Here is an 18920-nt window from a genome sequence, read left to right on the forward strand (position 1 = left end):
GGGATGTTCGACCTCACCGGGAAACTCGCGGTCGTCACCGGCGCCCGCCGGGGGATCGGGCTCGGGATCGCCGAGGCGCTGGCCGCCGCGGGCGCGGACATCGTCGCCGTCAGCGCACACCAGGAGACCTCGGGCAGCGAGGTCGAAGCGCGCGTCACCGCGCTCGGCCGCCGGTGCACCGCGCTCACCGCCGACTTCTCGGACCGGGCCGCGGTGGCGGAACTCGCGGCCGGCCTGGCCGATCTGGGGCGGCCGATCGACATCCTCGTCAACAACGCGGGCACCATCGCCCGCGCGCCCGCCGCGGAACACTCCGATGAGGACTGGGACCGCGTCATCAGCGTGGACCTGTCGAGCCAGTTCACGCTGACCCGCGAGGTGGGCGGGCGGATGCTCGAACGCGGCCGCGGCAAGATCGTGTTCACCGCGTCGCTGCTCAGTTTCCAGGGCGGGATCAACGTTCCCGGGTACGCGGCGGCGAAATCCGGCATCGCGGGCCTGACCCGCGCGCTGGCCAACGAATGGGCGGGGCGCGGGGTGAACGTCAACGCGATCGTCCCCGGTTACGTCGAGACGGACAACACCCTGGCCCTGCGCGAGGATCCCGCCCGGTTCCGGGCGATCCTCGAGCGCATCCCGGCCGGCCGGTGGGCCCGCCCCGAGGACTTCGGCGGCGTGGCCGTCTTCCTGGCCTCGGCCGCCTCCGACTACGTGCACGGCGCGCTGATCCCCGTCGACGGCGGCTGGCTCGGGCGCTGAACCCGGCCGGCACCAAACCTCCGGAAAGGACACTGCACCATGCGGTACACCGGCAGAAAAGCGCTGGCGGCGCTGGCCGTCGCGGCAGCGGTGGTGGCACTGACCACGGCCCCGGCGCAAGCCACCGGGACTCCCGGGTTCACGATCTTCGTCGCCCCCGGCGGGGACGACCACGACCGGGGCACTCCCGGCAGGCCGGTGGCCACCCTGGAGAAGGCACGCGAGCTGGCCCGCGGCCTGTCCGCGCGGGGGAACGTCACGGTCGCGCTCGCGGGCGGCACCTACCGGCTGGCCTCCCCGTTGAAGTTCACCAGCGAGGACTCCGGCCGCAACGGCCACACCATCACCTGGCAGGCCCTGCCGGGGCAGACACCCGTCCTGTCCGGCGGGCTGCCGGTGACCGGCTGGGAACAGCACGACCCGGCGGCCGGCATCTACGTCGCGGACGTGCCGAAGGGCGTGGACTCCCGCCAGCTCTACGTGGACGGTGTGTCGGCCCCGCGAGCGGCGATTCCCATCGCCCGGACCGACGTCCAGGTCACGCCGACGGGATTGTCCATTGTGAACCCGGCGCTCGGCTACCTGGCCACTCTGCCCGACCAGGACCGGATCGAGGTGGAGAGCCAGAACTCCTTCACGGACCGGTACGCGCCGGTGGAGAGCATCACCGGGACCACGATCACGATGCGGCAACCGGCCTGGAACAACAACAACTGGGGGTATGACACCCTCGCCCACCCCTTCGCGGGTGGCACGCTGCTGCTGGAGAACTCCTACGCGTTCCTGCAGACCGGGCAGTGGTACCTCGACCCGGACGCCGGGAAGGTGTACTACAAGGCGCCCGCCGGGTGGGACCCGGCACACAGCGACGTCGAGCTGCCGCGCCTGTCCTCGCTGGTCCAGGTGAGCGGCACCCGCACCCGGCCGGTCCACGACCTCGCGTTCCGCGGTCTCCACTTCGAGCACACCACGTGGCTCCAGCCCGGCACCTCGGTCGGTTACGCCAACCAGCAGAGCGGCACGTTCCTCGCCGGCGCCTACCCGCAGCCCGCCGACTTCCTCACCTCGTGCCAGCTGGGCTGCCCGCTGTTCGAGGCCGCGCGCAACAGCTGGCACCAGGTGCCCGCCGCGGTCCAGGTTTCGGCCGCCCGCGACATCTCGTTCACCGGCAACACCTTCGCCCACCTCGGGCAGGTGGCGCTCGGCATCGGCAACGACGCGAACGCCCACGCCTCCGGTGTCGGGCTGGGTGCCTCCCGGATCACGGTGCACCGCAACACCTTCCGGGACGACGCCGGTTCCGGCATCGTCGCCGGCGGCGTCCAGCCCGACGCCCACCACCCCGCCGATCCCGCGATGGCCGACCGGGACATCACCATCACCGACAACCTGGTCACGGACGTCGCGCGGGACTACAAGGACATGGCGGGCGTCCTGACCACCTACGTCACCCACGCCGTCATCGAGCACAACGAGGTGTCCGACCTCGCCTACGACGGCATCGACGTGGGCTGGGGCTGGGGCGCCAACGACCCCGGGGGCAGCCAGGACTACCGCGACCGCGGGCTGTACGACTACCAGCCGGTGTACTCGACGCCCACCACGCTCAAGGACACCGTCGTCCGCTACAACCTCGTGCACGGCACGAAGAAGGTCTTCCACGACGGTGGCAGCATCTACAACCTCTCGGCGAACCCGGGTGCCGTCATCGACCGAAACTACGTCTACGACAACCACGAGACCGTCGGGCTGTACCTCGACGAAGGTTCGCGTTACGTGAGCCTGACGGGCAACGTGATCCAGGACTCCGGCGTCTGGGCGTTCACCAACGCGAGTGCCACCAACAACACGAACGACAACACCTTCCGGGGGAACTGGTACGACACCGGGCTGACGCGCGTCGTGACCGGCGAGCCGCACCACAACGTCCTCGACGGCAACGTGCAGGTCGCTGACGGGAACTGGCCGGCGGAGGCGCGGGAGGTGATGCGCCAGGCCGGCATCGAGCCGGGAAGGGACCCGTCCTGACACCCGGCTTCCGGGTCAGCCCGCCACCGGCCCCGTGGAGTCGCGGACGTTGAGCGTCGTCGCGAGTTCGAGGTGGCGGGAGGCGGGCTGCACGCCGTCGGCCATGCCGAGGACGGTCTCGACGGCCATCCGCCCCATGCCGACGAGTGGCTGGCCGACGGAGGTCAGCCGGGGCGTGGTCCACTGGGCCTGCGGGGTGTCGTCGAAGCCGGTGACCGACAGCTGGGCCGGCACGGGGATGCCGAGTTCGCCGGCCGCCGCGAGCACACCGACGGCGATCTCGTCGTTCCCGGCGACGATCGCGGTCGGCCGGTCCTCGAGCGCCAGCATGGTGCGGCCGTGCTCGAGCCCGGCTTCGACGGAGAACGTGTCGTGGCGGATGAGCGCGCGGTCCGGCGTGACGCCCGCCGCGTGCAGCGCGGCCTGGTAGCCGTGGAAGCGTTCCGCCGAAGGGGCGGAGCCCAGTGGCCCGCCGATCCAGCCGATCCTGCGGTGCCCCAGTTTCAGCACGTGTTCGGTCGCCGAGCGCCCGCCTGCCCAGTTGGTGGAGCCGATGCTGATGATCCGTGAGTCGGTGGTGTCGATCGGGTCGATCGTGACCACCGGCAGCGCCGCCTCCTCCGCGGCGAGGAGAACGGCGTCGGGCACGGCGATGGCGAGCGCGATGATGCCGGAGACGCCCGACGCCTGCGCCTCGGCGACCCACGCGCGGGCCGCCGTACGGCTCGTCGCGGTCCAGTCCGGCGGCGGCAGCCGCAGCAGGAGCTCGGCGCTCGCGGCGGTCGCGGCGACGAGGATGCCCTGGAGAACCGTGCCCGCGTAACGGGATTCCACGATGTCGAGCACGGTGACGAGGGTCCGCTCCCGCTGCGGGTCGCGCCGCCCCGTCGTCGGCTTGTAGCCGAGCTCGGCGATGGCGCCGAGGACGAGGTCCCGCGTGCCGGCCCCCACGTCGCTGCGGCCGTTGAGGACCTTCGACGCGGTCGCCGGCGAGACACCGGCCAGCCGGGCGACGTCCGCGAGCGTGGCCCGCCCGGACCGAGATCGCCGAGTCATCGGCACTCCGTTCTTCCCGAAACTTTTTCGAACCCGGCCTCAGGTTACACAGCGCACAAGGTTGCCGCCTCCCGCCCTCGAAGTCCTTGACGCCCGGCGAGAGAGCCCAGTAACTTGCCACCAGCGTTCGAAAAAGCTTCGAAACAGTTTCGAGTCATCTCAAGGAGGAGGCGGCTCATGAGGCTCCCCGGAAAAGCAAGGTTCCTCGCCGCGGCGCTCGTGCCCGTGCTCGCGCTGGCGGCCTGCGCCAGCGGGCCCTCGGACAGCGGAGGCGGTGACGGCCCGGTGAAACTGACGGTCTGGAGCTGGGACGACACCGTCGCGAAGGCCGTGCCCGGCTTCGAGGCCGCGAACCCGGACATCAAGGTCGAGGTGGTCAACGCGGGCTCGTCGTACGACGAGTACACCGCTCTCGACAACGCGATCCAGGCCGGCTCCGGCGTACCCGACGTCGCGATGTTCGAGTACTTCGCGGTGCCCTACTTCGCCATCCCCGGCAAGCTCGAGGACCTCGGGGGGCACGGCGCCGACAAGCTCAAGGCGGACTACGTCGAGGCGGCCTGGAACGACGTGACGGTCGACGGCAAGGTCTTCGCGCTGCCGTCCGACTACGGCCCCTCGGTCATGTTCTACAACGAGGAGAGCTTCAAGAAGGCCGGGATCACCCAGCCGCCCGCGACGTGGGACGAGTACTACGCCGACGCCAAGAAGATCCGCGCGCTCGGCGGTGAGCACTACATCGCCCAGGACACCGGCGACCTGTTCTTCCTGCTGTCGCTGATCTGGCAGGCCGGCGGGCGGCCGTTCAAAGTGGACGGCAACAAGGTGCACATCGACTTCACCGAGCCCGCCACGACCAGGGCCGTCGCGTTCTGGCAGAAGATGCTCGACGAGGGGCTGCTCAACACCAAGGTCACCGCGTGGTCCGACGACTGGAACCGCACGCTCAACGACGGCAGCCTCGCCTCCCAGATCATGGGCGGCTGGCTGAAGTCGTCGCTGCCGCAGCGCGCGCCCCAGGCCGCCGGCGACTTCCGCGTCGCGCTGATGCCGCAGTGGCAGCCGGGCGCCAAGGTCGGGGCCGAGAACGGGGGCAGCGCCTTCGGCATCCCGGCCGCGTCCGGGCACAAGGACGCGGCGTACAAGTTCCTGGAGTACTTCACGCACGGCGGCGGGCTTTCGTCCCGTGTCGAGGCGGGCGCGTTCGTGCCGAACAAGTCCGTGCTGGAAAGCGCCGACACGCAGAGCAAGGCCGACGAGTACTTCGGCGGCCAGAAGACCGGCCCCGTGCTCGCGGAAGCCTCGGAAATCGTCGCGGGCGGCTGGCAGTACCCGCCGTTCTTCGAGTGGGCCCGGTCGGTCTACGGCGACCTCGTCTCGCAGCTCTACAGCACGGGGAAGGGCTCGCTCGCCGCGATCCTCGAACAGTGGAAGCAGCGGATGATCGCCTACGGCAACGAGCAGGGCTTCCAGGTGGACTGACGGTTCCCCGGCAGGAAGGAGCACCGCGACCATGGTCCACACAGCCACCTTGCCGGCCACGGCGGCCCCGGCCACCACGCGGCGCCGGAAGCGCCGCGGGCGCCAGATCGGGCTGGTGTTCATCGCGCCGTTCGCGCTGTTGTTCACGCTCGTGTACGTCGTGCCGGTGGGCTTCGCCGCCTACCTCAGCCTGTTCCAGCAGAAACTGATCGGGGGCACCAGGTTCACCGGTTTCGCCAACTACGCCAAGCTGTTCCACGACGCCCAGTTCTGGGACAGCGTGCGGCGGGTGCTGGCGTTCACGCTCGTCCAGGTGCCGGTCATGCTGGTCCTCGCGATGGCGCTCGCGCTGGCGCTGGACTCCCGGCGGCTGCACGGGGCCCGGTTCCTGCGGGTGTCGATCTTCCTCCCGTACGCCGTGCCCGCCGTCGTGTCCACGCTGATGTGGGGCTTCCTGCTGGGCGTCAAGTACGGCCTGTTCGGCAGCTTGAACAAGGCCGTGGGCACGGACTTCGACCCCTTCGCGCCGGGCACCACGCTGGTGTCGATCGGGGTGATGGTCACGTGGGCGTTCACCGGTTTCAACATGCTGATCTTCTACGCGGTGCTCAAAGCCGTCCCGCGTGAGCTGTACGAGGCCGCCGCGCTCGACGGGGCGAACGAGTTCCAGGTGGTGTGGCGGATCAAACTGCCTGCCCTGCGCCGGTCGCTGGTCATCGCGGTGATCTTCTCGATCATCGGCACGTTCCAGATCTTCAACGAGCCGCAGATCCTGCCGTCGATGGTGGCCAACAGCGGTATCACCACCCACTACACGCCCAACCTCTACGCCTACAACCTCGCGTTCACCGGCTCGCAGCAGGGCTATGCGGCCGCTCTCGCGCTCGTCATGGCGGCGATCACGATCGCGGTGGCCTACGCCGTCCAGATCAGGGGACTGAAGAATGCCTTCGACAGCTAGCCCGGCGGCCCGCCCGCGGCTGTACACAGTGGACAACCCGAGGAAGAGCGTCACGCTCACCGTGATGACGGGGCTGTTCGCCCTGTACTGCCTGTTGCCGCTGGTCTGGCTGGTCGTCAACGCGACGAAGTCGCAGGCCGACTTCGTCTCCACGTTCGGGCTCGCGCCCGGCCACGGGTTCCGCCTGTGGGACAACGTCGTCGCGGTTTTCCGCTACCAGCACGGGATCTTCTCGCGGTGGCTGCTCAACACGGTGCTGTACGTCGTCGTCGGTGCGGTGGTCTCGACCTTCCTGGCCGCACTCGGCGGGTACGCGCTGGCGAAACTCCGGTTCAGCGGCAAGCGGCTGCTCCTGTTCGTGGTACTGGGCTCGATCGCGGTGCCCGGCATCGCGCTGGCGATCCCGCAGTTCCTGCTCTTCGCGCGGCTCGGCCTCACCAACACGCCGTGGGCGGTGCTGATCCCGAGTTTCGTCAACCCGTTCGGGCTGTACCTGATGTGGGTCTTCGCGGCGGAGGCCGTGCCCACGGAGCTGCTCGAAGCCGCGAAGGTCGACGGCGCGGGGGAGTTCCGGACCTTCGTGCGGATCGCGCTGCCGCTGCTCGCGCCGGCGAGCGTGACGGTCCTGCTCTTCTCGTTCGTCTCGATCTGGAACAACTACTTCCTGCCCCTGATCATGCTCAAGGACCCGGACTGGTACCCGCTGACCATCGGGCTCAACGAGTGGAACAAGCTCGGCTCGACCGCGGGCAACGGCGCGCTGATCCAGAACCTCGTGCTCACCGCCGCGCTGCTGACGATCATCCCCCTGATCGTCGCCTTCCTGAGCCTGCAACGGTACTGGCAGTCGGGCGTGGCGCTCGGCGCCGTCAAGGGGTAGGGCATTCGACTCCGAGCAGAAAGTGAAGGAATGAACAACCTCCGAATCGACGGCGACCTCCCCCGCGAGACCCCGCTCCCGCACAGCTGGGCGGCGTGCGTCGGCGCCGGACGGGCGAACGAGGCGCTGCGGGCGGACTGGCAGCGGCAGTTCACCGAGGCCGTGGCCGCCTGCGGCTTCCGCGCGGTCCGCTTCCACGGCGTGTTCCACGACGACATGTTCGTGTACCGGGAAAGCTACGGCCACGGGTTCGGCCGGAACTCGCCCCTCGCCGCCCCCGTGCACACCTTCAGCTACGTCGACAAGGTGTTCGACTTCATCGTGGAGTCCGGCGCCCGCCCGTTTGTCGAGCTCGGGTTCATGCCGCGTGAGCTGGCGACGAAACAGGAGACCGTGTTCTGGTGGGGTGCGCACTGCAGCCCGCCCAACGACATGGGGCGCTGGGCGGAGCTGGTGGCGCGCGCGGTCGAACACTGGATCGGCCGGTACGGGCTCGACGAGGTGCGCCAGTGGCGGTTCGAGGTGTGGAACGAACCGAACCTGGTCCCGCACTTCTGGACCGGCACCAAGACGGAGTACTTCGAGCTCTACGAGCGGACCGTGACGGCGATCAAGGCGATCGACGCCGGGCTGAAGGTGGGCGGGCCCGCGACGAGCGTCTTCGTGCCCGACGACCGGTACCGCGGCGAGGTCGAGGACCGCTCCGCGATGCACGCGACGGCCAGTGCGTCCGATGTGGACGCTCTCGACTGGCGTCCGGTGTGGATCGAGGACTTCCTCGGCTGGTGCGCCAAGCGCGACCTGCCGGTCGACTTCGTGTCGACCCACCTGTACCCGACGGACTTCGCCTACGGCGCCGACGGCGAGGCGGTGCAGATCGCCCGGTACGCCGACGCCACGTTCGACGACCTGACCGTCCTGCGTCAACTCCTGGCGGACAGCCAGTACCCGGACGCGGAGGTCCACATCACCGAGTGGTCCACCTCGCCGTCGGCGCGGGACTTCATCCACGACACGGTGTTCGCGGCCACCTACATCACGCGGGCGTACCTGAAGTGCGTCGGGCTCGCGGACTCGATCTCCTACTGGACCTTCACCGACGTGTTCGAGGAGGGCGGCGCCGGGCTCGGGCCTTTCCACGGCGGCTTCGGCCTGGTGAACGAGAGCGGTATCCACAAGCCGACGTTCCACGCGTTCCGGATGCTGAACGGGCTCGGCGACCGGCTGCTGCTCGCGACGGACGAGGGCGTCGTGACCCGGGACAGCCGGACCTCGGCGCTGTCCGCGGTGTTCTTCAACTACCCGGGCAAGCTGGCACTGAAGTCCACCGGTTCGTACCCCGAGACGCGGGCACTGGCCGAAGCGGGACCGCACCGGCGGGTCCGGCACACGATCAGCGGCCTCGAACCGGGCACCACGTTCCTGGCCGAGGTCCTGGACTGGGAGCACGGGAACGTCGCCGAGGCCTGGTACCAGCTCGGTTCCCCGCTGAACCTCTCCCGCGCGCAGAGCGAGTACCTCAGCGGCGTCGCCGACGCGCTCCGGAGGTTCACGCTCACGGTCACCGGCGACGGCACGCTCGAGATCGATGTGGAGCTTCCGCCGTGGGCCGTGATGTCGGTGCGGCAAGCTGACTGAGGTGTCCCTCCCGCGAAAGGAAACCACCATGTCCCAGGCCCGTCTGGTCGTCGATCCCGCGTTCACGGTCGGCGAGGTCGATCCGCGGTTGTACGGGGCGTTCGTCGAGCACCTCGGCCGCGGCGTGTACACCGGGATCTACGAACCGGAGCACCCCAGCGCCGACGAGCACGGCTTCCGCGGCGACGTGGCGGAGCTCGTCACCGAGCTGGGGGTGCCGGTCCTGCGGTACCCGGGCGGGAACTTCGTCTCGGGTTACCGCTGGGAGGACGGCGTCGGCCCGCGGGAGTCCCGGCCGACCCGGCTCGACCTCGCGTGGAAGTCGGTCGAGACCAACGCCGTGGGCACGGACGAGTTCTGCGCGTGGAGCCGGCGGGTGGGCGCGGAGCCGATGCTCGCGGTGAACCTCGGCACGCGTGGCGCCGACGCGGCGGCGGACCTCGTCGAGTACTGCAACCACCCCGGCGGGACGTACTGGTCGGACCTGCGGCGGAAGAACGGGACGCCGGATCCGCACGGGGTCCGGTTGTGGTGCCTCGGCAACGAGATGGACGGCCCGTGGCAGGTGGGGCACCGGACCGCCGACGAGTACGGGCTGCTGGCGTCGCGGACGGCGCAGGCGATGCGGCTGGTGGACCCGGACATCGAGCTCGTCGCGTGCGGGTCGTCGGGCGCGGCGATGCCGACGTTCCCCGCGTGGGACGCGACGGTGCTCGAACACTGCTACGACCAGGTGGACTACCTGTCGCTGCACTCCTACTACCAGGAGCGGGACGGCGACCGGGCGAGTTTCCTGGCGTGCGCCACGGACATGGACGCCTACCTCGACGCCGCCATCGCCACCGCGGACCACGTGCGGGCCAAGGGGCGCCACCGGAAACGGCTCGGCTTCGCCTTCGACGAGTGGAACGTGTGGTACTCGCAGGGAACGTCCGTGGAGCGGGACTGGGAGCAGGCGCCGCGGCTGCTGGAGGACCAGTACAACGTGGTCGACGCGGTGGTCGTGGGGAACATGCTGATCAGCCTCCTGCGGCACGCGGACCGGGTGCGGATCGCGTGCCTGGCGCAGCTGGTGAACGCGATCGGCGCGATCCGCACCGAACCGGCCGGGCCCGCCTGGCGGCAGACGATCTTCCACCCGTTCGCGCTGACCAGCCGCTACGGACGCGGTGCCGTGCTGCGCCCCGCGATCACGTCGCCGCGGTACGAGACCGAGCGCTTCGGCGAAGTTCCGGTGCTGGACGCAGTGTCCGTCCAGGGAGAGGACGGGATCACGATCTTCGCCGTCAACCGCGATCAGCACGAGCCGCTGCCGCTGACGGTCGATCTTCGTGCCTGTCAAGGCTTGTCCCGGGCCTCCCACACCTACCTCGGCGGGGGAGATCCCCTGGCGGCCAACACGGCGGACGATCCCGCGCGAGTGGTGCCCCGCGCCGGGGAAAGCCACGGCGTGCACGCCGGTGAGCTGGCGATCACGCTGCCCCCGTTGTCCTGGAACATGATCCGGGTCACGTCGTGAGCGCGAACTCCGGCAGGGTGAGGGCCGGGTGGGCAGGCCGCCCCTGCGCGGGTGGCATCGCGCTGAGCCGCGCAGGCGTTCGTTGCGCTGTTCCAGTGCCTCGGCGGTCGCCGGGAACAGCGTGGCGCCGCCCTTGCCCCCGGCCCGCGAGGGAACCGGCGGCGCGGCCGGATCGCGGAACGCGGCGAACGGCTGCTCCGGCAGGGCGAAGTTCAGGAAGGCGTGCACCTCGTCGTCGTCGCCCACGGCGTAGAGCGCCGCGGCCCTGCCCGGGGTGTTCCTCCTGACGGTCTCGTGGGACAGCCCGAAGGTGTTGCGCATGGGGAACACGGCGAAGCGGTAGCCGAGGTAGCGGTGGCCCGTGGGTCACCGCTACCTCCTACTCGCCTGGGGCGGGTTGTCGATCCGGAGACGTTCCACGACGGCTGGTTGCGCACCGGGGACATCGGGAGGATCTCCCCCGGACGGCTTCCGCACGCTCGTGGACCGCGCCAAGGACGTGATCAAGTCCGGCGGTGAGTGGATTTCTTCGGTGGTCCTGAGGCTCAGCGCAGGCCGCCCGAGGCGAAGAGGACGTCGCCGGTGATCCAGGCGGCCTCGGCGGAAGCGAGGAAAGCGACCACGCGGCCGATGTCACGGGGCTGCCCGAGCCGGCCCAGCGGCGTGGCTGCGACGGCCCGTGCGACGTTCTCGTCGTTGATGAGCCCGAGGTTCCGGGCGCCCTCGGTGTCGGTGGCACCGGCCGCGACGGCGTTGACCCGGATGTGCCGCGGGCCGAGCTCGTTGGCCAGCACCCGGGTCAGCGTGGTCACAGCGCCCTTGGTCGAGGTGTGGAGGGCCGAGCCGGGCGTGTTGCTCGCGATGCCCGAGGTCGAGATGTTCACGATCGACCCACCGGCCACGGGCACCTGCCGCACGAAGGCCTGGCAGGTGAGGAACACGCCGAGCACGTTCGTCCGGTACTGCCGCTCGAACTCGTCCGGCGTGATTTCTTCCAGCGGCTGGAAGGAGTAACGGGCGGCGTTGTTCACCAGGGTGTCGACCGGACCGAGAGCGGCACCGGCCTGGTCGAAGAGCCGCTCGACGTCGGCGGGGCTGCCGACATCCCCGGCCAGGGCCACGGCCCTGCCGCCGTGGCCGACGATCTCGGCGACGGTCCGTTCGGCGGCCTGCGGGTCCGTGGCGTAGTTGACCGCGACCGCGGCGCCTTCCGCGGCGAGCGCCACGGAAATGCCGCGGCCGATGCCTTTGGCGCCTCCGGTCACCAGAGCGGTACGCCCGTGTAGATCGATCATCAGTGCGCTCCTCGTTCGCGGCAGTTGATCACCAACGGAGGCGACGCTAGCCAGGTGGCTAGCCATTCGTAAGTACATACCTACAGGTAAGCTCCGTTCGTGGGACAGCGACCAGAGATCCTCGTCGGCGGACGGCCGGTGCACTCGCGGGACGTCTTCGCTGCGGACTGCCCGGTCCGGCCGATCTTCGACGACATCACCAGCCGGTGGGCGACCTTGGTCGTGGGCCTGCTGGCGAACCGGCCGCACCGCTTCTCGGAACTCGCGTCCGCCATCGGGGGCATCAGCGAGAAAATGCTTTCCCAGACCCTGAAAGCGCTTACCCGGGACGGGCTCGTCGACCGCGCGGTGACCCCGACCGTGCCGATCCAGGTCACCTATTCACTGACCGCGCTGGGCGCCGATCTGGCGACGCACCTGGTCGGCCTGGTCGCGTGGGTCGACCGGCACACCGACCGGATCCACGAGGCCCAAGCCACCTACGACGAGGACACGCCGGTCCCTCCCGCCGTGGCGAACCGGAGGCGCGGCGGCGCGTGAGGTCCAGCGGCGGAGGGTGCCTTCCACGGGCCATCGGCTTTGGCTCGTCCTGAACCGGCCGACCCGCGCCGTCAGCGGCGGAGGCCGTCCAGGAAGGCGTCGATCATCTGGTGCTGCCGCTTCGGCGTCGCCGCGCGGGGGGTGAGGGTGCCGAGCACCTGGGCGCCGTTGAGGAGGGCGAGCAGCTGCTCCGTGACGACCTCGTCGTCCGTCATCGTGCGGACCGAGCCGTCCGCGCGGCCTTGGCGCAGGAAGCGGAGGATCTGCTCGCGCCAGACGGACATCGCGTCGACGAAGACGGACTCCAGCTCGGCGTCGGCCAGTGCGCGTTGCCAGAACGGGAGCACGACCCTGGCTTCGAGGATCGTCACCTCCTCGACCGGGACGGCTTCGAGGCAGAAGATGCGCAGCGCCGCCAAACCGGTCGCGTCGCCGAGCCGTTCCCGGATGCGCGTGTTCGTGCTGTCGAAGACGTGCGTGAACGCCGTCCGGATGATCGAGTTCTTGTCCGGGAAGTAGTGCTTGAGCGCGCCGTGGGCCATGCCGAGCGCGGCCGAGATCGCCCGCATCGTCGTCCCGTCGATGCCCCGTTCGGCTATCAGCCGCCACGTCGCCTCGGCGATCTCGGCACGGCGGCGGTCGTGGTCAACCTGCTTCGGCACGGCTCCCACCGTAATCGGTCGGCCCTTGCGTTTCCCGCCGCGGTGGCGCATCCTTTCGTCTACACGTGGAGAAAAACGGAGGTCGCCGATGCCCGCCGCACCACCCCCGCATCCGCTTTCGCCCCTCACCGCCGACGAGATCACCCGCGTCCGGCACGTGCTCGCCGACGCGGGCCTGCTGCCCGAGAGCGCGCGGGTGGCCTACCTGGGCCTCGAAGACGCCGCGCCCGAACGGACCGTCCGCGTCCTCCTGCACGACCTGGCGGACCCCGGCGGCCGGGACGTGCTGGTGTCGCTCGCCGCCGGGACAGTGTCCGAGGAACGCAAGCTCGACCCCGCCGTCGACGGGCAGCTGCCGGTGCTGGACGAGGAGTTCGCGCTGGTCGAGGAGGTGCTGGCCGCCGACGAGCGGTGGCTGGCCGCGCTGGCGGCACGCGGGCTCGACGTGGCGAAGGTGCGGGTCGCGCCGCTGTCGGCCGGGGTGTTCGAGTACCCCGAGGAGACCGGGCGGCGGATCCTGCGCGGTCTGGCGTTCGTGCAGGAACACCCGCGCGACCACGCGTGGGCGCACCCGGTGGACGGGCTGGTCGCCTACGTGGACGTGCTGAACAAGACCGTGGACCAGGTCATCGACCTCGGCGCCGTGCCGGTGCCCGCCGAATCCGGCAACTTCGACGACCCCGCCGTCACCGGTCCACTGAGGACGACCCAGAAACCCATCGTGATCACCCAGCCCGAGGGACCCAGTTTCACGCTGGAGGACCACCTGCTGCGGTGGGAGAACTGGTCGCTGCGCATCGGTTTCGACGTCCGCGAAGGCCTTGTCCTGCACGACATCTCCTTCCGGGACGGCGACCGCGACCGGCCCGTCGTGCGGCGCGCGTCGATCTCCGAGATGGTCGTGCCCTACGCCGATCCTTCGCCCGTCCGGTCGTGGCAGAACTACTTCGACACCGGCGAGTACCTCATCGGCCGCTACGCCAACGCACTCGAACTCGGCTGCGACTGCCTCGGCGAGATCACCTACCTCGACGCCGTCGTGGCCGACGAGTTCGGTCATCCCCGCGTGCTGCACAACGCCATCTGCCTGCACGAGGAGGACTACGGGATCCTCTGGAAGCACACCGATCTCTGGGCGGGTTCGGCCGAGACCCGCCGCCAGCGCCGCATGGTGATCTCCTTCTTCACCACCATCGGAAACTACGACTACGGCTTCTACTGGTACCTCTACCTCGACGGCACCATCGAATGTGAAGCCAAGGCCACCGGGGTCGTGTTCACCTCCGCGCACCCCGGCAAGGGCTACGCCTACGCCTCCGAACTCGCGCCCGGCCTCGGCGCGCCCTACCACCAGCACCTGTTCAACGCGCGCCTCCACATGGCCGTGGACGGGCCCACCAACCTCGTCGAGGAGGTCGAGGTCCAGCGCGTCCCCGCGGGACCGGACAACCCGCGCGGCAACGCTTTCACCCAGCGCCGCACGCCACTGCGCACCGAATCGCAGGCGCAACGCCTCGCCGACAACCGCGTCGGCAGGGTTTGGCACATCACGAACCCCCGTTCCCGCAACCGGCTCGGTGATCCCGTGGCCTACGCGCTGGTTCCCGAAGGCAATCCGGAATTGCTCGCCGATCCGGATTCCTCCATTTCCCGCCGCGCCACCTTCGCGACGAAACACCTGTGGGTCACCCGTTACGACCCGGCTGAGCGGTACGCGGCGGGAGATCTCGTCAACCAGCACCCCGGCGGCGCCGGGTTGCCCGCATACGCCGCGGCCGATCGCGACATCGACGGACAGGAAATCGTCGTCTGGCACACCTTCGGGCTCACGCATTTCCCGCGTCCGGAGGACTGGCCGATCATGCCGGTCGACTACACCGGTTTCAAGCTCAAACCGGTCGGTTTCTTCGACCGCAACCCCACGCTCGACGTCCCGCCGAACCGGTCAGCGCATTCCTGCCACTGAATCGCCACTGGGGGACAAGCGCCGTGCGCGCTCGTCCTAGGTGTTTTTCGCCGCAAGTCCCTAGGGTTTTCCGAAAGAACCCCCCTCGACGTGGAGGAGAAATGGGCGAAGCTTTCATCCCGGTCGGCGCCCTCGGCGAAGGTTTCGCGCCGGACGCCGACCTGCTCGAACCGGTCAAGGATCTTTCCGGGACGCGTTTCGCGCTCGACCTCGACGGGCCGCGTGCTCTTTCGATCGACGACGGTGTCGCTTCGTGGGGCGAGCACGAGGACGTTCCGGTGCGGGTCACGTCGATCCGCGACGGTCTGTACCTTGTGGACGGTGTCGCCGGGGAGGTCTCGACGACGTTCGTGCTCGACACCGACGCCGGCCTCGTCACTCTCGTCGAGGGCAGGCTGCCCGGCCCCGAGGAGCGTGCCGAGTCGGCGTACACCCGGGTGCAGCGCGGTGAGGAGCCGACCGGCGTCACCGCGCGGATCACGCACGGCGCGATCGACGGCTCGACGGCGGCCCGGCACGCGCCGACCCGCGAGCTGGTCGGTCTGCGCAACCGCTACACCTACTCGCCGAACGAGGTCTACGAGCACATCTACCTCTCGCCCGGGCGCTACACCTGGCACTGCCTCCGCGGCGTCGAGCAGGGGCTCGCCGACACCGACGCCTGCCACCACATCGCCGTCCGCGACAAGCTGACCTTGTTCGTGTGGCGGGAAAAGATCGTGCCGACCCTCGGGGTCATCCTCATCGACCTCGAAGCCCTGCACACCGACGGCAAGATCTTCGGCAACGACGGCTTCGACACCTCCTCTTTGGTGAACTTCCCGGTCGGGGCGGGTGCCGAGATCGTCAACAGGACCGACTGCTCCGGCTTCGAGGAGTGATTCCGTTGTCCGGTAACGAAACCAGCCTTCGCGGGCACCTCGGGGTCAGCGGGATCGTCTTCCTCGTGCTCGCCGCCGTGGCCCCGCTCACCGGCATCATCGTCATCGGCGGGATCGGCATCGCGGTCGGCACCGGCGGCGGTACCCCGGTCATGTTCCTCATCGCGACCGTGGTTTTCGTGCTCTTCGCGGTCGGCTACGCGCAGATGGCGAAGAAACTGGTCAACGCCGGGGGTTTCTACACCTACGTGGTGCGCGGGCTCGGCCGCACCGCCGGGCTCGTCGCGGCCTTCGTCGCGGTCGTCGGCTACAACTGCTTCGTCGCCGGGGCGGTCGGCACGAGCGGGTTCTTCACCTCCGCGGTCTTCGACAGCGTGTTCGGGCTGAACGTGCCGTGGTGGATCTGGAGCCTGGTGTCCGTCGCCGGCGTGTGGCTGCTGACCAGGGCGGGCATCGATTTCTCGGCGAAGGTGCTCGGGGTCGCGCTCGTGTGCGAGGTGTCGATCCTGCTCGTGCTCGACGTCGTCATCCTCTTCCGCACCGGGTTCTCGTTCGCCGTGTTCCGGCCCGAGGTGTTCGCCACCGGTTCGGTCGGCCTGGGGCTCCTCTTCGCCGCGAACGCCTTCGTCGGGTTCGAAGCGACCGGGTTGTTCGGCGAGGAGGCACGCGACCCGAAACGCACGATCCCCCGCGCGACGTACGTGGCGATCGTGTTCATCGGGGTCTTCGCGGCGGTGACCACCTGGGCGATCGTCTCGGCGCTCGGAGTGCGGAACGCGGGTGCGGCGGCGGCCGACCACCTGGCCACCGGTGACTTGGTGTTCTCGGTGTCCGCGGAGTACCTCGGCACGGCGCTCACGGACGTCATGCAGCTCCTGCTGGTGGTGAGCCTGTTCGCCGCGTTGCTGGCGCTGCACAACTCCGCGTCCCGGTACCTGTACGCGCTCGGCCGCGTCGGCGTGCTGCCGAAGCGGCTGTCGCGCACCCGGCGCAAGAACGGCTCACCCGTGGTCGCTTCGACGGTCCAGCTCGTGCTGGCGACCGTGATCGCCATGGCGTACGCCGTGGCGGGCGCGAACCCGGTGACGTCGCTGGTCGCCGCGTTCACCGGCATCGGCACCCTCGGCATCATCGTGCTGCAGGCGATCGCCGCCACCGCCATCGTCGTGCACTTCCGGCGGGTGCGGGACGCCCGGTGGGGCAAGACGTTCCTCCTGCCGCTGCTCGGCGGCATCGGCTTGTGGACGGTGACGGTGCTGGCGTTCGTGAACTTCCCGCAGCTCGCGGGCAGCGACAGCCCGGTGATCACGCTGCTGCCCTGGCTGCTGCCGGTCGCCGCGGTGCTCGCGGTCGTCGTGGCGGCCGTGTTCCGGTCGGCGAAGAAGCACATCTGGGACTCGCTCGAGCAGGACCTCGACCGGGTCGCGCAGCGGGCGGCGGAAAGGACACCGCAGTGAGCACGTACCTCGTCACGGGCGGCGGCACCGGCATCGGTGCCGCCGTGGCGGCCCGCCTCGCGGACGACGGCGGCGACGTCGTCATCTCGGGTCGCCGCCGGGAACCGCTGGAGGCGGTCGCGGCGGCGCACCCGCGCATCACCGCGATCCCCGCGGACGCCGGAAATGGCTCTGCGATGCGGAAACTGGTCGAAACCGTGCGCGAGCGGCACGGCTCGCTCGACGGCGTGGTCGCGAACGCGGGCGGGCACGGCTACGACACGGTGGAGAACACGAGCGACGAGGCGTGGCAGGCGAGCCTCCACGCGAACCTGACGACGGCGTTCGTGACCGTACGCGAGTCGTTGCCGCTGCTCGCGGCGTCCGGCGGCAGCGTGGTGATCGTGTCGTCGCTGTCGGGCCTGCGTGCGGCTCCGGAGACGGCCGGGTACACGGTCGGCAAGCACGCGCTGCTGGGACTCATGCGCTCGATCGCGCGGGACTACGGCCGCCGTGGTGTGCGGGCCAACGCGGTGTGCCCCGGCTGGGTGCGGACCCCGATGGCGGACGAGGAGATGGCGGTACTCGTGCGTGAAGGAGGCGCGGCCGACGTCGAATCCGCTTACGCCACCGTGACGAAGGACGTGCCGCTGGGCCGTCCCGCGGAGGCCGCGGAGATCGCGGGCGTGGTCGCGTTCCTGCTGGGCCCCGACGCGGCTTACGTCCACGGCGCGACACTCGTCGTGGACGGCGGTGCGCACGTCGTCGACGTCCCGACCCTGGCGTTCACATGAACCTCGGTCTCGACGGCGCGGTGGTGCTCGTGACGGGAGCGGCGAGCGGCATCGGTGCCGCGGTCGCGGCGGCGGTGGCGGAACACGGCGGCAGGCCGGTGCTGCTCGATCGCGACGGCCCGGCGGTCGAACGTGCCGCGGAAAAGTTGGGACCGCCCGCGCTGGCGATCCGGACCGACGTCACCGACGAGGAGTCCGTGCGCTCGGCTGTGGGCACGGCGCTCGACCGGTTCGGCGGCATCGACGTCGTCGTCACGTGTGCCGGGATTTCCGGTCCGGTGGGGAAACCGCTGGAATCGGTGGGGCTCGCGGACTGGCAGGCCGTGTTCGCGGTGAACGTGCTGGGCGCGTTCCTCACCCTCAAGCACGCCCTGCCCGCACTGCGCGCCTCCGGCCGGGGTGCCGCGGTGGTGCTGGCCAGCGACTCGGCGCTGGTCGCCGCGCCGGGCATGGTGCCGTACTGCGCGTCCAAGGCCGCGGTGGTGCAGCTCGCCCGCGCGCTGTCCGTCGAAACGGCGGGAGCGGTTCGGGTGAACGCACTCTGTCCGTCCGTTGTGGACACTCCGATGAGCCGGGCCGACCTGGGCGGGTTCGACGGCTTTCCCGTGTACCGGCCGGAGGACATCGCCGCGCACGTGCTGTTCCTGGCGTCACCACTGGCCGCCGGGATCTCCGGCGCGAGCCTGACGGCCGACTTCGGCTACTCGGCGCGGTCGGCCTTCCCGGCCTGAGCCGCTCATGCAGAAAGAGAGAGGACATGCAGACTTACGACGAATTGCTGGCTGCGGTTGCCGCGCGAGAGGGCTTCGAGGTAAGGGATCCGGCGACGGGTGAGGTGCTCGGTTACGCGCCGGATCGCACCGTGGAGGATTTGAGTCGTGCTGTGTCGGCGGCGCGGGTGGCGCAGCCGGGGTGGGAGGCGTTGGGGCATGAGGAGCGGTCCCGTTTGTTGCACGTGTCGCGCGTCAGACTTTGTGGCTCAGGGGTTATGTAGGTTCCTGAGCAGGAGGTATGACGATGAGC

General features: G+C 69.9%; 17 protein-coding genes and 1 pseudogene. 15 read left to right on the forward strand and 3 right to left on the reverse strand.

Translation table 11 applies throughout. From position 1 onward, the window contains the following. Positions 1-3: 3 nt before the first annotated feature. The gene (locus tag ABFX51_RS21170) at positions 4-759 is read left to right on the forward strand and encodes an SDR family oxidoreductase (RefSeq protein ID WP_091509844.1); all 756 of its coding nucleotides are present in this window, start codon (positions 4-6) and stop codon (positions 757-759) included. Positions 760-798: 39 nt separating this feature from the next. Further along, positions 799-2787, forward strand: coding sequence for a right-handed parallel beta-helix repeat-containing protein (locus ABFX51_RS21175; protein ID WP_346054692.1), 1989 nt, complete (start codon positions 799-801; stop codon positions 2785-2787). 15 nt (positions 2788-2802) lie between these two features. Here ABFX51_RS21175 and ABFX51_RS21180 read toward each other — a convergent pair whose 3' ends face one another. Further along, positions 2803-3843 carry a LacI family DNA-binding transcriptional regulator gene (locus ABFX51_RS21180; RefSeq protein ID WP_091509456.1) on the reverse strand — a complete coding sequence of 347 codons (1041 nt, stop codon included), beginning with the start codon at positions 3841-3843 and terminating at the stop codon, positions 2803-2805. A 177-nt stretch (positions 3844-4020) separates the two neighbouring features. On the opposite strand from ABFX51_RS21180, the gene ABFX51_RS21185 reads away from it, so the two are divergent. The 6 genes and pseudogenes from ABFX51_RS21185 to ABFX51_RS39655 all read left to right on the forward strand — a co-directional run. Beyond that, the gene (locus ABFX51_RS21185; RefSeq protein WP_091509453.1) at positions 4021-5325 is read left to right on the forward strand and encodes an ABC transporter substrate-binding protein; all 1305 of its coding nucleotides are present in this window, start codon (positions 4021-4023) and stop codon (positions 5323-5325) included. 31 nt (positions 5326-5356) lie between these two features. Further along, complete coding sequence (locus tag ABFX51_RS21190; protein WP_091509451.1) at positions 5357-6286, forward strand: carbohydrate ABC transporter permease; 930 nt, start codon at positions 5357-5359, stop codon at positions 6284-6286. Next, positions 6270-7166, forward strand: a complete 897-nt coding sequence (locus ABFX51_RS21195) for a carbohydrate ABC transporter permease (protein WP_091509449.1) — start codon at positions 6270-6272, stop codon at positions 7164-7166. Before ABFX51_RS21190 ends, ABFX51_RS21195 begins: the two co-directional genes overlap by 17 nt. Positions 7167-7196: 30 nt before the next feature. Beyond that, the gene (locus tag ABFX51_RS21200; protein WP_091509447.1) at positions 7197-8804 is read left to right on the forward strand and encodes a GH39 family glycosyl hydrolase; all 1608 of its coding nucleotides are present in this window, start codon (positions 7197-7199) and stop codon (positions 8802-8804) included. A gap of 28 nt (positions 8805-8832) precedes the next feature. After that, positions 8833-10323 (forward strand): arabinosylfuranosidase ArfA, encoded by a 1491-nt coding sequence (arfA, locus tag ABFX51_RS21205; protein WP_346054693.1) that lies wholly within the window; start codon positions 8833-8835, stop codon positions 10321-10323. 353 nt (positions 10324-10676) lie between these two features. Next, positions 10677-10864 (forward strand): annotated as a pseudogene (locus ABFX51_RS39655) (fatty acid--CoA ligase); the annotation flags it as partial. Positions 10865-10868: 4 nt separating this feature from the next. Here ABFX51_RS39655 and ABFX51_RS21210 read toward each other — a convergent pair. Then, entirely contained in the window at positions 10869-11618 is a 750-nt protein-coding gene (locus tag ABFX51_RS21210; RefSeq protein WP_091509442.1) for an SDR family NAD(P)-dependent oxidoreductase, read from the reverse strand. Positions 11619-11717: 99 nt separating this feature from the next. Between ABFX51_RS21210 and ABFX51_RS21215 the strand changes: the two genes are divergently transcribed. Beyond that, the gene (locus ABFX51_RS21215) at positions 11718-12158 is read left to right on the forward strand and encodes a winged helix-turn-helix transcriptional regulator (protein WP_091509439.1); all 441 of its coding nucleotides are present in this window, start codon (positions 11718-11720) and stop codon (positions 12156-12158) included. 71 nt (positions 12159-12229) lie between these two features. Here ABFX51_RS21215 and ABFX51_RS21220 read toward each other — a convergent pair whose 3' ends face one another. Continuing rightward, positions 12230-12820: a TetR/AcrR family transcriptional regulator gene (locus ABFX51_RS21220; protein ID WP_091509438.1), complete on the reverse strand. Its 591-nt coding sequence runs from the start codon at positions 12818-12820 to the stop codon at positions 12230-12232. Positions 12821-12908: 88 nt separating this feature from the next. On the opposite strand from ABFX51_RS21220, the gene ABFX51_RS21225 reads away from it, so the two are divergent. The 6 genes from ABFX51_RS21225 to ABFX51_RS21250 all read left to right on the forward strand — a co-directional run bounded on the left by ABFX51_RS21225 (position 12909) and on the right by ABFX51_RS21250 (position 18891). Next, on the forward strand, positions 12909-14786 hold the full coding sequence (locus tag ABFX51_RS21225; RefSeq protein WP_091509435.1) for a primary-amine oxidase: 1878 nt from the start codon (positions 12909-12911) through the stop codon (positions 14784-14786). Positions 14787-14887: 101 nt separating this feature from the next. Continuing rightward, a complete protein-coding gene (locus ABFX51_RS21230) occupies positions 14888-15667 on the forward strand; it encodes a MoaF C-terminal domain-containing protein (RefSeq protein ID WP_346054694.1) in 780 nt (259 codons plus the stop codon). Between the two features lie 5 nt (positions 15668-15672). Then, positions 15673-17124, forward strand: coding sequence for an APC family permease (locus tag ABFX51_RS21235; protein WP_346054695.1), 1452 nt, complete (start codon positions 15673-15675; stop codon positions 17122-17124). Continuing rightward, positions 17121-17897, forward strand: coding sequence for an SDR family NAD(P)-dependent oxidoreductase (locus ABFX51_RS21240; protein ID WP_346054697.1), 777 nt, complete (start codon positions 17121-17123; stop codon positions 17895-17897). Before ABFX51_RS21235 ends, ABFX51_RS21240 begins: the two co-directional genes overlap by 4 nt. Beyond that, positions 17894-18628 carry an SDR family NAD(P)-dependent oxidoreductase gene (locus tag ABFX51_RS21245; protein ID WP_346054698.1) on the forward strand — a complete coding sequence of 245 codons (735 nt, stop codon included), beginning with the start codon at positions 17894-17896 and terminating at the stop codon, positions 18626-18628. The genes ABFX51_RS21240 and ABFX51_RS21245 overlap by 4 nt, the downstream gene beginning before the upstream one ends. Positions 18629-18654: 26 nt before the next feature. Continuing rightward, positions 18655-18891, forward strand: coding sequence for an aldehyde dehydrogenase family protein (locus ABFX51_RS21250; RefSeq protein ID WP_346054699.1), 237 nt, complete (start codon positions 18655-18657; stop codon positions 18889-18891). The last annotated feature ends 29 nt before the right edge of the window (positions 18892-18920 follow it).

This window comes from Amycolatopsis dongchuanensis (assembly GCF_039542405.1).
GTDB lineage: Bacteria > Actinomycetota > Actinomycetes > Mycobacteriales > Pseudonocardiaceae > Amycolatopsis_E > Amycolatopsis_E sacchari.